The sequence below is a fragment of the Pseudomonas sp. LBUM1647 genome (genome assembly GCF_059716175.1).
The window spans coordinates 3,638,985-3,651,041 of the sequence record NZ_CP166809.1 but is presented as its reverse complement, the minus strand read 5'-3'; the positions used below and the strand labels follow the sequence as shown (position 1 = coordinate 3,651,041).

12 protein-coding genes are annotated in these 12,057 nt (G+C 58.7%); 3 read left to right on the top strand and 9 right to left on the bottom strand.

The window, feature by feature from the left end:
* Positions 1–37: 37 nt before the first annotated feature.
* Positions 38–574 carry a tetratricopeptide repeat protein gene (locus ACA059_RS16480; RefSeq protein ID WP_497630111.1) on the bottom strand — a complete coding sequence of 179 codons (537 nt, stop codon included), beginning with the start codon at positions 572–574 and terminating at the stop codon, positions 38–40.
* Between the two features lie 195 nt (positions 575–769).
* Here ACA059_RS16480 and ACA059_RS16475 point away from each other — a divergent pair, with 195 nt between their 5' ends.
* The gene (locus ACA059_RS16475; protein ID WP_497630110.1) at positions 770–1,543 is read left to right on the top strand and encodes a class I SAM-dependent methyltransferase; all 774 of its coding nucleotides are present in this window, start codon (positions 770–772) and stop codon (positions 1,541–1,543) included.
* Here the strand turns inward: ACA059_RS16475 and ACA059_RS16470 are convergent.
* From ACA059_RS16470 to ACA059_RS16450, 5 genes are all read right to left on the bottom strand, one after another.
* On the bottom strand, positions 1,540–2,493 hold the full coding sequence (locus tag ACA059_RS16470; RefSeq protein ID WP_497630109.1) for a D-2-hydroxyacid dehydrogenase family protein: 954 nt from the start codon (positions 2,491–2,493) through the stop codon (positions 1,540–1,542). The two genes, ACA059_RS16475 and ACA059_RS16470, sit on opposite strands and share 4 nt — an antisense overlap.
* A 13-nt stretch (positions 2,494–2,506) precedes the next feature.
* A complete protein-coding gene (locus ACA059_RS16465; protein ID WP_497630108.1) occupies positions 2,507–3,532 on the bottom strand; it encodes an alpha/beta fold hydrolase in 1,026 nt (341 codons plus the stop codon).
* Positions 3,533–3,617: 85 nt separating this feature from the next.
* Entirely contained in the window at positions 3,618–4,052 is a 435-nt protein-coding gene (locus ACA059_RS16460) for a YqaA family protein (protein ID WP_497630107.1), read from the bottom strand.
* Positions 4,052–4,498, bottom strand: a complete 447-nt coding sequence (locus tag ACA059_RS16455) for a DUF411 domain-containing protein (RefSeq protein WP_008155198.1) — start codon at positions 4,496–4,498, stop codon at positions 4,052–4,054. Before ACA059_RS16455 ends, ACA059_RS16460 begins: the two co-directional genes overlap by 1 nt.
* A 241-nt stretch (positions 4,499–4,739) precedes the next feature.
* The gene (locus ACA059_RS16450; RefSeq protein ID WP_497630106.1) at positions 4,740–6,731 is read right to left on the bottom strand and encodes a methyl-accepting chemotaxis protein; all 1,992 of its coding nucleotides are present in this window, start codon (positions 6,729–6,731) and stop codon (positions 4,740–4,742) included.
* A 415-nt stretch (positions 6,732–7,146) separates the two neighbouring features.
* Between ACA059_RS16450 and ACA059_RS16445 the strand changes: the two genes are divergently transcribed.
* A complete protein-coding gene (locus ACA059_RS16445) occupies positions 7,147–7,677 on the top strand; it encodes a hypothetical protein (protein WP_497630105.1) in 531 nt (176 codons plus the stop codon).
* 46 nt (positions 7,678–7,723) lie between these two features.
* On the opposite strand, the gene ACA059_RS16440 is transcribed toward ACA059_RS16445, so the two are convergent.
* Positions 7,724–8,719, bottom strand: coding sequence for an aldo/keto reductase (locus tag ACA059_RS16440; RefSeq protein WP_497630104.1), 996 nt, complete (start codon positions 8,717–8,719; stop codon positions 7,724–7,726).
* 118 nt (positions 8,720–8,837) lie between these two features.
* On the opposite strand from ACA059_RS16440, the gene ACA059_RS16435 reads away from it, so the two are divergent.
* Positions 8,838–9,764: a LysR family transcriptional regulator gene (locus tag ACA059_RS16435; protein WP_497630103.1), complete on the top strand. Its 927-nt coding sequence runs from the start codon at positions 8,838–8,840 to the stop codon at positions 9,762–9,764.
* Here ACA059_RS16435 and ACA059_RS16430 read toward each other — a convergent pair.
* A complete protein-coding gene (locus ACA059_RS16430) occupies positions 9,753–10,706 on the bottom strand; it encodes a GNAT family N-acetyltransferase (protein WP_497630102.1) in 954 nt (317 codons plus the stop codon). The two genes, ACA059_RS16435 and ACA059_RS16430, sit on opposite strands and share 12 nt — an antisense overlap.
* Positions 10,706–11,995 carry a phenylacetate--CoA ligase family protein gene (locus tag ACA059_RS16425; protein WP_497630101.1) on the bottom strand — a complete coding sequence of 430 codons (1,290 nt, stop codon included), beginning with the start codon at positions 11,993–11,995 and terminating at the stop codon, positions 10,706–10,708. The genes ACA059_RS16430 and ACA059_RS16425 overlap by 1 nt, the downstream gene beginning before the upstream one ends.
* Positions 11,996–12,057: the final 62 nt, after the last annotated feature.

Sequence of the window (12,057 nt, the reverse complement as noted above, 5' to 3'; positions counted from 1 at the left end):
GATCGCTGGCGATGGCGACCTCCGTCTGCTCGGTGTGTCAGGTTTTCGATGAATCGTTGATGGCTTCGGCCAGGTCCTGGTATGCCTCGCAGGTGGTGCTGCCGCAGATGGATTTGATCTGTTGCAACTGTTCCTGAGCGAGGTCTAGCCGACCTTTGATCACATACGCTTCGCCGAGGTATTCGCGAACTTGCGCGTAGTGTGGGTCAAGTTTCACCGATTGCAGGTAATAGCTGATGCCTTCGTCGGTGCGCCCCAGTTTACGCGTAGCGTAGCCGCGATAGTTCAAGGCCTTGGCGGTGTTTGGCTGTTTGAGGGTGTCGAGCAGGGCCAACGCTTCCTCATAACGACCGTCCTTCGCGAGGCGATAGGCGTAATCGGTGCGGTCGGCGTCCGGGACCAGGCTGCTGGTTTGCTTGAGGCACTTCTGCTGCTTGCTGTCCCAGACCTGGCCTTTGGGGCAGTTGGGTTTGGCCGGCTCTTCTTCGTCGTCGCCATTGGCGAATGCAAGCGAGCTGGACAATGCGACTGCCAGTAGCAACTGGACGGTTAACACAGCGAAACGGGTGTTCATTGGCAATGCTCCACAGGTTAATTCGTTTCAGTTCCAACCAAAAAAGTTGGTTGTTCATGGGCAGTTCTCAGGGGCGATGAAAGGTGAACACCACAGGGTGAACAATTATTCATTTCTTTCTGGCGGTCTGTGCAAGGAAAGCTCAAATCGAGGCGCTATGCTCGACAGCATTCGTTGTCGATCTGGAGCACTGCCATGAAAGATCAGGTCCATCACTCGGCGGCCGCCGGCTATAAAACCGGCGCTGATACCTACGTTCGCGGGCGTCCGGATTATCCGCCGCAAGTGGCCGATTGGCTGACGGGCACCCTTGGTTTGAACGCGAACAAAGCCGTGGTTGATCTGGGCGCCGGCACTGGCAAGTTCACCGGTCGGCTGGTGGCGACCGGTGCGCAAGTGATTGCGGTGGAGCCGGTGGCGCAGATGCTCGAGAAATTGTCCGAAGCCTTCCCCGAAGTGCTGGCCGTCAGCGGCACCGCCATGGACCTGCCGCTGCCGGATGCGTCGGTGGACGTGGTGATCTGCGCCCAGGCCTTTCACTGGTTTGCCAGCACCGAAGCGCTGACCGAAATTGCCCGTGTACTCAAACCCGGCGGCAAGTTGGGGCTGGTGTGGAACCTGCGCGATTCCCGGGTGAGCTGGGTGCCGAAACTGGATGCGATCGTCAATGCGCTGGAGGGCGATACGCCGCGCTATTACACCGGGGCCTGGCGGCAGGCGTTTCCGCATGTGGCGTTTGGACCGCTTGCAGAACAGCGTTTCAGTCATGGCCACAAGGGTTCGCCTGAGGATGTGATTTTCAACCGCGTGCGTTCTACCAGTTTTGTTGCCGCATTACCGGCGGTGGAGCGGGCGAAAGTGGATGAACAGATCAGGGCGCTGATTGCGGCGGAGCCTGACCTGCGTGGCAGAGACGTGGTGACGGTGCCCTATGAGACGGCGGCGTTTGTGGCGGTGAAGGGCGGTTAGCCCAATAACCGAATCGGTTCTCCCGCAGACCAGGCTTGAATGTCCTCAATCATCTGCGAAAAGAATTGGTGATAGTTCTGTTGGCTGACATACCCGACGTGGGGCGTGGCCAGCACATTGTCCAGGGTTCTGAACGGATGATGAGGCGGCAAGGGTTCCTGCTCGAAGACGTCCAGCGCAGCGCCTGCCAGTCGCCGTTTCTGCAACGCCTTGATCAACGCGGACTCATCGACAATCGGACCACGGGCCGTGTTGACCAGCAGCGCCGAGGGTTTCATCCAGTCCAGCGCCTGCGCGTCCACCAAGCCACGGCTACGATCGCTGAGCACCAGATGGACCGACAGCACATCGGCCTGTTCGAACAGTTCCTGTTTGCTGACATAGGTCACGCCGACTTCGGCTGCGCGTTCGGCGGTCAGGTTCTCGCTCCAGGCAATCACCCGCATGCCGAACACCTGACCGAACTGGGCAACGCGAGTGCCAATGCTGCCCAGACCCAGGATCGCCAGGGTCTTGCCGTGCAGGTCGCCACCCAGGCTTTGCTGCCATAAACCGGCGCGCAGGGCGTTGGCTTCGACCACCAGGTTGCGGGTCGCCGCCATGATCAGCGCCCAGGTCAGTTCCGGTGCGGCGTGCTTGTAACTGTCGGTGCCACAGATCTGGATACCCAGCGCAGCAGCGGCTTTCAGGTCCAGGGCGGCGTTGCGCATGCTGCCGGTGGCCAGCAGCTTGAGTTTCGGCAAGCGCCGCAGCAGGTCCTCATCGAACCGGGTGCGCTCGCGCATCACGCAGATCACTTCGAACTCGGCCAACCGTGCCGCCAGGGTGTCGTTGTCGGCAGGGTAGTCATGGATGAAACTCACTTCACCGATGTCGTCCAGCACCGACCAATCCACCACGCCACGGGCCACGTCCTGCCAGTCATCAATCACCGCAATCTGCACTGCCATCAGCCTTACCTCATCAATGAACGGGGTTGGTGTTGTTCAGCCAGGCGAGCAGCGCCTGGTGGAATTGCGCCGGTTCTTCCATTTGCGGCGCGTGGCCCATGCCGTGGAATTCAACCAGCGTCGATTGGGGTATCAGTTTCGCCACTTGTTTGCCGAGTACATCGTAATGACCGATTTTCGCCTTGACCTCGGGCGGTGCGATGTCGCTGCCGATGGCGGTGGTGTCGGATGTACCGATCAGCAGCAGGGTCGGCATCTTCAGGTCCTTGAACTCGTAGTACACCGGTTGGGTGAAGATCATGTCGTAGATCAGCGCCGAATTCCACGCCACCTGTGTATGCCCTGGTCCTTTGTTCAGCCCGGCGAGCATGTCTACCCAGCGATCGAATTCCGGCTTCCAGCGGCCGCCGTAATAGGTGTTGCGTTCATAGGTGCGGATGCCATCGGCGGTGAGTTTCAGCTCGCGTTCGTACCATTGATCAACCGTGCGATAGGGAACGCCGAGGGCTTTCCAGTCTTCCAGTCCGATGGGATTGACCAGTGCCAGTTGTTCGACTTGATCGGGGTATTGCAGCGCATAGCGAGTGGCGAGCATGCCGCCGGTGGAATGCCCGAGCAAACTGGCCTTCTGGATGCCGAGGGCCTTGAGCAGTTGCTGGGTGTTGGCCGCTAGTTGCTGGAAGGTGTACTGATAGTTGTCCGGTTTACTGGAGGTGCAGAAACCGATCTGATCCGGGGCGATGACCCGGTAACCGGCCTCACTCAGGGCCTTGATCGAACTGTCCCAGGTTGCCCCGCAGAAATTCTTGCCGTGCATCAGCACCACGCTGCGTCCATTGGCCTTGCCGTGAGCGGCGACATCCATGTAACCCATTTGCAGGGATTTGCCCTGGGACTCAAAGGCAAAATGCTTGACCGTGTAGGGATACTCGAAACCTTGCAGCTCCGGGCCATATTCCGGGCCTTCGGCGTGAGCGATGACGGGCAGGGCAGCGGTCAGCAGCAGGCCGGGCAGCCAGCGGGAGCGGGTGAGGGACATGGGTGAACTCCATTGGAAATCGGCCGATGCTGGATCGGCATGATTAGGGCGACATTAAACACAGGCAATCGCCATGGATGATCGTTCAACCCATCCAGCCCAATGTGGCCATGGTCAACACACCATAACGGGCGCCTTTGGCGAGGGTCACGATCAGCAGGAATCGCCCCAACGGCTCGCGCATCACGCCGGCGACCAGGGTCAGCGGATCACCGATCACAGGCACCCAGCTCAGCAGCAACGACCAATGACCGTAGCGCTGATAATGGACTCGGGCTTTTTCCAGATGGCGCGGGCTGACCGGAAACCAGCGCCGATCACGAAACCGCTCGATACCGCGCCCTAGCCACCAGTTCAGCAGTGACCCCAGAACATTGCCCAATGTCGCCACGGCGAGCAGCGACCAGAGCCAGTATTTGCCGCTGAGCAACAGCCCCACCAGCACCGCTTCGGACTGCAAGGGCAGCAAGGTTGCCGCACCGAATGCGGCGAAGAACAGCCCGATGTACGCACCGAACATCAATGAGCGGGGTAGTCCGCCACCACCACGTCAGTGCCGTCTTTTTTCAGACCGATCACTTGATACGCATCGCTCATGCCGTCCATTTCCATGCCGGGTGAACCCATGGGCATGCCGGGGGCGGCAACGCCCAACAGATCGTCGCGCTTGCTCAAGGCCAGCACCTGATCGGCGGGGACATGACCTTCAACGAATTTGCCGTTGATCAAGCCGGTATGGCACGACGCCAGACGCGGAGGCACGCCGTGCTGTTGCTTGAATTCACTCATATTAGCTTCGACGTGATCGTCGACTTTGAAGCCGTTGGCCTCCAGGTGGCTGATCCATTTTTTGCAGCAACCGCAATTGGCATCGCGGTGAACCTCGATCGGGATCAGGTCGGCGGCCTGGGCCAGGGAGGAAATGAACAGGGCGCTCAGGGCGACCAGACGCAGGTGGGTTCGCATGGGGAATCTCGTTTCGAATTGCGGCCAAAAAAATGCATTCTGACCATTTTAGCCAGCATCGAGGCAGGAGATTGTTTCGAAGTAATACGGCTGACGCAAAATCATTTGTGGCGAGGGGGTTTATCGGAACGCCGCACCGCCCCGTTCGGCTGCGAAGCGGCCCCATAAAATCTACGACTGCTGCGCAGCCGAGCGGGGGTAAACCCCCTCGCCACAGGGATTGTGTGTAACTCAACAGCGGTTAACGAACCCTGAACCGCCCCATGATCGCGCTCACGCGACTGTTGGCTTCCAGCAGTTGTTGGGTATTGAGCTCGCTGGCCTGACCGCTTTTCACCAGTTCGTCGACCATGTGGCGGATTTGCACCATGCTGCGGTTGATCTCTTCGGTCACCGCGCTTTGCTGCTCGGCGGCCGTGGCGATCTGGGTGCTAAGGCTGTTGATGTGGCTGACGTTGCCGGCCATTTCATCCAGACCGGTGTTGACCCGTGCCGTGGCATCAGCGGCCGACTGGCAGCTGGTCTGGGTGTTTTCCATGGCGGTTACCGACGAACTCACACCCTGCGTCAGGCGGGTGAGCATTTCATTGATTTGCGACGTACTGGCCTGAGTGCGGGCGGCGAGGGCGCGGACTTCATCGGCGACTACCGCAAAACCGCGGCCCTGCTCGCCGGCGCGGGCGGCTTCGATGGCGGCGTTTAGGGCCAACAGGTTGGTTTGCCCGGCAATAGCGCCGATGACCCCGAGAATCTCGGTGATGCGTTGAGCGTCCTGTTGCATGCTTTCGACTTTATGGGTGGCGCTGGCCACTTCGTCGATCAACGCAATCACGCTGCTGGACGCTTCGCCCACCACGACCCGCGAACGGTCGGCGTTTTCGTTGGCGCGTTGGGTGAAGGCAGCGGTTTCGGCGGCGTTTTGCGCGACGCTTTCGGCGGTCGAACTCATCTCGGTGATGGCGGTGACGGTCTGATCGGTTTCCGAGGCGTGACGCACCAGAATCTGGCTGGTGTGGGCGGAGGTGCGTTGCAGGTTATCCAGGCTGGAGGCCATGGCGCCGGTGGCCTGGGTGACTTCGCCGATCATGTTCTGCAAGTAGGCGATGAAGGCGTTGACCGAGTGGCCGATGGCGCCCAGTTCGTCTTCGGCGCGAATGGTAATGCGTTTGGTCAGGTCGGCATCACCGGCCGACAGCGCGTCGATGTTGGCCTTCAAGGCTTTCATGCGCTGGACCAGTTGGCGAATCGCATAGATCTGTAGCAACACCAGCAGGATCACCATCGGGATTTGCAGCAGGCTCAGGGTGCTGAGCACGTCGTCGCGCTGGGCGGTGATCAGCTTGGTCGGCAGGGCGGTGGCGAGGAACCAGGGTGTGCCTTCGATCGGGCGCATGAAGAAGGTGTTGGCTTCGCCGTTGTTGTCGAACTCGACCCGCTGCGACTGGTCACGGTTTTGCAAGCCGGCCTTCACCTGGGTAGCGAATGGCGAGTTGCCGGCCAGCTCACTGATGTTCTTCAGTACGATCGGTCCGCTGATGCGCGAGCTGTTGCTGATTATCTTGCCGTCGGCTTCGACGATCAGCATTTCGGCGCCGAGGTCTTTCTCCTTGCGTGCCACCAGGTCATTGAAAAAGCCCAAGGTCACGTCGATGGTCGACACGCCGTAGGCCGCGCCATTCTTCTGGATGGCCATGGCGCAGTTGGTGCGTGGCTCGGCGCTGGCGTCATCTTTATAGGCTGCCGCCCACGCGCATTGGCCGCGCGGGGTTTGCATGCCGCCTTTGTACCAGGTCTGGTCGTAATAGTTGGGTGCGGCGTCGCTGTTCCAGAAGGTGTTAACGGCCAGTTTGCCCGAGGCATCCCGGTGCCAGAACGTGCTGAACTTGTTGCGCCCGGCTTCGCGCTGACCGGGCAGCGGCCAGATCCCGCCGCCGAAGACTTTCAGCTCGCCGTACTGGTCGACCAGGCCCGGCAGGACGGTGTCGATGGCGGCACTGTCGAGCAGGGGAATGGTCTGGGTGATGCTTCGCTGTTGCGCCTGAACCTTGTTCAGTTCGCCCTGGATTTGCTCGGCGACTTCGGCGATTCGGTTGAGGGCCACTTGTTCTTCGGTGTGACGCAGCTTCGGTGCGACCAATTGGCTGATGCCGACCACTGTCAGCACGGACAACAGCAGGATGAACAGGACCAGAAACAGCGTGTAACGAGCCTGAATGGTACGGAATGCGGGCATGGGACCGGTCCTTAGAGCAGCGTTCTTGTTGTGATTATCGGTATGAAATCGGCGCTTCCAAGGGCTACGGCATCGGGATGCCGAGCTTTAAGTACGATCGTGCAAGAACGCCGTGAGGTGACGGACGGTGCGCAATGAAAGGTGTCGTAGTTGATACAAACTGACTAACCAACGCGTACGTAGTATCTGTTTAGTTGCCCATACCACTTTCCAATTTTATGTATAGGCCAATGAAACAGGGCGCTTGCGCGGTTGTATCGTAAATGCACGAGAATTGTAAAAAGTCGGAAATTATTGGTGGTGTGGCTAGTGGCCAGGCTGATGCTCGCGCGCTCTAAACCAGATTAAACAAGGAACTTTTTATGGTCGCCTCACACGGACGTCTGCATCAGGTAGCGCAGTCGGGAGTTCGGTCATGACTATCGGCTATACCGGGGCCTGGACGGCCAAGGCAGGTTTGCTGGTCAAGGACACGGGCGCCGGAAAGCCTGTGACGCACAGCGCCAGGGTCCAGCAGATGCTGGCATTGGTGGGAAGCGATCCCAGCGTGCTCAACACTAAGTTGATGGATGAGCCGAAACTGCACAGAAACATCAAAGGCTTCGACCCGGAAAACGTCACCCCCAAACAACTGGGCAATCTCAGTGCCTTCTTGAAAGCCAAAGGCCTGGCTTCTGATATTACGTCGATGACGCTAATCAACGCCGGTGACAAGTTTGACCGGTTCGGAGTACAGAAAGACCCTGAGGCGAAATTCAACGCACTGGAGTATTTCGCCACCCAACTGGACACCATCCAGAACAACAGTGTCAAGGGTGACAAGTACGCCGCGGGCCTGATCCCGGAATACAAGAAGGCGATCTACGTACTGCAGAATTTACAAGCTTACGGCAAGGGTAATGGCACATCAGTGCCGACCGACAAGGGCGTCAGCTCGAAGGCGTGACGGGTTGTCCTGGCCCACTCAAATCGTCGAGTGGGCCAGGTGTCGGCTACCGGTCAAGCAACTTCATGACTTCCTCCGGGTAACGTAAGCCAGCCGTGGCATTGGCCGGGAATATCGCTTCCAGCACTTGCAAGTCTTCGCCGCTGAGCTTCACATCCAGCGCGGCCACATTTTCTTCCAGGTATTTACGCTGTTTGGTTCCCGGAATCGGGATCACGTAATCACCCTGAGCCAGTACCCATGCGAGCGCCAGTTGGCCTGCGGTCACGCCTTTTTCTGTGGCCAGGTCCTGCACTTGCTGCACCAACAACAGGTTTTTGGCGAAATTCTCGCCTTGAAAACGCGGGCTGAAGCGCCGGTAGTCGTCTGCCGCGAAATCATCAGGACTTTTCAGCGCTCCGGTGAGAAAGCCACGGCCCAAAGGGCTGTAAGGGACGAAGGCAACTCCCAGGCGCTGACACGCGGCCAGACAACCGTTTTCCTCCTGATCACGACTCCACAACGAATACTCGCTCTGCAGCGCACTGATCGGATGAACCTTGTGTGCCCGCTCAAGCGTTGCGACCGAGGCCTCGCTCAAACCCAGGTAACGCACCTTGCCGGCTTTCACTAGGTCGGCCATGGCGCCGACGGTTTCCTCGATGGCCACCTGCGGGTCGATGCGGTGCTGGTAGTACAAGTCCAGGGTCTCGACACCGAGGCGCTTGAGGGTGCCGTCGATAGAGGCGCGAATATAGTCCGGTCGACCGTTCACGCCCCGCGCAACCGGATTGCCCGGGTCGCGGACGATGCCGAATTTGCTGGCCAGAAACACTTGGTCGCGTTTGCCGTTGATGGCTTTGCCGATCAGTGCTTCGTTGGTGTGCGGACCATACATGTCAGCGGTGTCGAGCAGGTTGATCCCCAACTCCAGCGCGCGGTGCAGAGTGGCCGTGGCTTCGCGGATGTCCACGCCGGTCGTGTAGAAATCGGTCATGCCCATGCAGCCCAGACCAATCGCGCTCACTGGTGGACCGTTTTTGCCCAGTTGACGTGTTTGCATGAAATCAGCTCCCTGTGAATGTGTTGTCTATTGTTGACCTCGACAGAAACAAGATAAACCGGCTAAAACTGCTATCACTGTTCGTAATTTCTAAATAATCAGCCGGTAAGCAAAAGCAATGGACCGTTTTAACGCCATGCGCGTGTTCACTCGAATCGTCGAACTGGGCGGCTTTGCCAAGGCGGCGGATAGCCTGCAATTGCCCCGGGCCTCAGTGACCATTCTGATCAAGCAGCTGGAGGCGCATCTCGGTGTGCAGCTGCTGCAACGCACGACGCGGCAGATCAGCCTGACGCTCGACGGTGCGGCCTATTACCCTCGTTGCGTACGGTTGCTGGCGGACCTGGAGGAAACCGAAGCGGTGTTCAGCGCTGCGCGTAACAACCCCAAGGGGCTGTTGCGCGTGGACATGCCGGCGGGCGTGGGACGCTTGATGGTGATCCCGGCATTACCGCAATTTACTGCTCGATATCCCTTGATCGAGCTGGAAATCGGCTTGAATGACCGGCCTGTCGACCTGATACGCGAAGGCGTCGATTGCGTGCTGCGGGGCGGCGACTCACTGGACGATTCACTGGTGGCGCGGCCGTTGGTCATGCTGGACCAGGTCACGTGTGCCAGCCCCGACTACTTGAAGCGATTCGGAACGCCTCAATGTCTGGCTGACCTTGAAGGCCATCTGATGGTGGAGTACTTCTCCAGCAGCAATGGCAAGCGTTATGGGCTGGAATTCATGGTCAATGATCAGGTTCAGGCCGTAAATCTACCCAAGCAAGTCTCGGTCAACAGCGCCGATGGTTACCTGGCCGCTTGTGAGGCGGGATATGGTCTGGTCCAGACCCCGTATTACCACGTCGCCCGCCAACTGAGCGAAGGCCGTTTGTGTGAAGTCCTCAGGACGGTGCCGACACCGGGGATGCCGCTGACGGCGCTCTACCCGCCACACCGTCAGTTGTCCCGGCGGGTGAGGGTGTTTGTCGACTGGCTGGTGGAGCTTTGCGGGAAGCCGGGCAATGACTTTTATCGAAAAGACTCACGCGGCTGAGCGGGCTCTGTTCAGCGCTTCGGCGCTACGCTGCGTGTTGGCGTTTTGCTGTAAATCGTCATGCAAGCGTTGCATGTGCGGGCAGTGCAGGTTGAGGTGTCGAGACTGCGCCCCTCGATGAAACAGTGCGAACCACCCATTGGAGTTTGATGTAGGCATCAGCCCGGTAAAGGTGAAGCCAAGGGCCGCCAGATTGCGCAAGTCCTGGGCAAAGTGCCGTGACAGTTCGAGTTTGGCGGAGATCAGCCAGTGCCTGGGCAGTTGCCGGATCTGGTCAAGCAGACGTTTGGTCAAACGCTGAATGACCATGTCGAATCTTTTATGGTGTTGCTTGAGTTGCAAGGGCAGAGAAGACAACGGCGTCGTGTCCGGATGAGTCCCGAACACGGAACACAGGTGCTGCATAAACTCCCGGCAGCTGTCAGGCCATGAGATGTCGGGGAGTGGACGCGTATGTCCTTCGACTACATGACAACCCATCACGATGGTTTCCGGCAGCGGCTCAGCGAAGGGCGAAGGGACGTAGTCAGGAAGCAAACCCGTGCTGTGGAAGCCGATGTTTGCTGCCATGCGTTGCGTGTAGGGATGGTGTGTCACTTGTTTGATCGAGACGCTCTTGAACCCCATGGAACCTGACCGCGACAGCAACTCCCGTCCCAGACGGGTCGCGATACTCTGCCCCTGCGCGGCGGGATGCACCACACTGAGGGCCAGCTCGGTGGTGTCCGCAGGTGTGTCATGGCACAACGCGGCATGCCCTAGAACGCGTACGTCGTCCACCGCCAGCATCGACTTCCAGCGCCCCTCGGCATTGTGCTGATTGATCATATTCGGCAAGTAAACATCCGGCTGAACGTAATGATCGCCATAGACCTCGCGAAACAACTGGCTCACGGCACGTGCGTCGGATGGCCGATAGGGTCGAAAAATCAAATGCGGCATCATGCGGGCTCCGGCGACGGTGCGTCATACACGCGCAAGTCCAGGACCCGCAGTTGTTTGCCGGAGCGTGGGTGAAGCTTCAATGCGGTAACCGCACAGGACAACACTCGCAACTCCAACAGACCCTCGCGGCTCAGTTCCTCGATGGCGGGATAGTGTTCAGCCAGCGCCTCGTACAACGCTCGGCACACCGGTACGGTGGCCATTGATAGCGCTGAGGGAACCCACTTCACACTCAAAATATCTTTGTATCCGTCATGTTCGATCAGCAATTGCCATTGGTCGTTGTGGGCAATGCGTTGGACGATCTGCTGGATGTCATCGATCAGCAGCGACAGCACCCCGACTCGCACTCGCTGGCTGTGCACGCTACGTCCCTTGAGGGCGAATTTGCGCTTCGGGGTTGAGCCGGGTTCGCGCCAGCACGCGCGGTCGCCCACCGGATAACGCAGCAGTGGCATGAGCCGGCGAGTCAGATTGGTCACCACCAATAATCCGGTGCGATCGCATTCTTCGATGACTTCACCGGTGAGTTCATCGACGATCTCCAGCAAGGTTTGTGGTTCAAACACCCGATGCTCGCCCAAGGCGCAGTCGCGACCGCTGGCCCCGATAAGGCCGGCGTCTACACTGGCGTAGCCAATGGAAGCAATGCGCACGTTGGGAAACACGTCGGTGAGGATTGCCACCTGCGGGGCAAACAGGCTTTCGCCGCCATACAGCAACGTATCAACCCCGCGCAGTACTCGCCGATGCTGGTTCAGGTAGGCAGCGAGTCGCAGCAGCTGTGCCGGGACTCCGACCAGCACGTTGATCCGATGCTGATCAATCGCATCGGCCAGCACGTCCAGTTCGACTTGCCCGGTAAACGGAAATTCGCAGATGGATCGCCTGACATGTGCCAGGGAGTCGTGGATGAACAGAAAACTGGCGTAAAGATCACCGGAAAAAAACAGATTGGCGACACGGTCGCCGTCGTTCAGCTGAGAGGAGAAACTTTCTCCAAACGTACTGACGAGTTCTTGCCATTCGTTATAGGTGTACACCGTCAGTTTGCCCTGGCTGGTCGATCCGCCGGTTTTAAACACCAGCGCATCGTCGACCTTTGCGGTCAGGACCGGCCAATGACTCAAGTCATGGCTGTCAGCCCAATAGTCCGCCGCATTGGTCAGCGGTAGATCTTGTAACGTAATACCCTGCGGCGGTAAGTGTTCCAGTTGCTGGCGGTAGAAGTTTGAATGTTGCCGTATATAAGGCAGCAGTTGTTTGAGCGAATAAGTTGATTTCACTGGATTCTCTTTTTTATATCAGGCGTCTTTGGTGGTTAAAGACAAGTTAGTAGGCGATGTTT

What these genes read in the sequence shown, in the direction of transcription:
- ACA059_RS16465 (WP_497630108.1), bottom strand. Translation starts at nt 3,532, where the DNA reads ATGTCCCTCACCCGCTCCCGCTGGCTGCCCGGCCTGCTGCTGACCGCT.
- ACA059_RS16435 (WP_497630103.1), top strand. Translation starts at nt 8,838, where the DNA reads ATGGACCGTTTTAACGCCATGCGCGTGTTCACTCGAATCGTCGAACTG.
- ACA059_RS16440 (WP_497630104.1), bottom strand. Translation starts at nt 8,719, where the DNA reads ATGCAAACACGTCAACTGGGCAAAAACGGTCCACCAGTGAGCGCGATT.
- ACA059_RS16450 (WP_497630106.1), bottom strand. Translation starts at nt 6,731, where the DNA reads ATGCCCGCATTCCGTACCATTCAGGCTCGTTACACGCTGTTTCTGGTC.
- ACA059_RS16480 (WP_497630111.1), bottom strand. Translation starts at nt 574, where the DNA reads ATGAACACCCGTTTCGCTGTGTTAACCGTCCAGTTGCTACTGGCAGTC.
- ACA059_RS16430 (WP_497630102.1), bottom strand. Translation starts at nt 10,706, where the DNA reads ATGCCGCATTTGATTTTTCGACCCTATCGGCCATCCGACGCACGTGCC.
- ACA059_RS16470 (WP_497630109.1), bottom strand. Translation starts at nt 2,493, where the DNA reads ATGGCAGTGCAGATTGCGGTGATTGATGACTGGCAGGACGTGGCCCGT.
- ACA059_RS16475 (WP_497630110.1), top strand. Translation starts at nt 770, where the DNA reads ATGAAAGATCAGGTCCATCACTCGGCGGCCGCCGGCTATAAAACCGGC.
- ACA059_RS16460 (WP_497630107.1), bottom strand. Translation starts at nt 4,052, where the DNA reads ATGTTCGGTGCGTACATCGGGCTGTTCTTCGCCGCATTCGGTGCGGCA.
- ACA059_RS16445 (WP_497630105.1), top strand. Translation starts at nt 7,147, where the DNA reads ATGACTATCGGCTATACCGGGGCCTGGACGGCCAAGGCAGGTTTGCTG.
- ACA059_RS16455 (WP_008155198.1), bottom strand. Translation starts at nt 4,498, where the DNA reads ATGCGAACCCACCTGCGTCTGGTCGCCCTGAGCGCCCTGTTCATTTCC.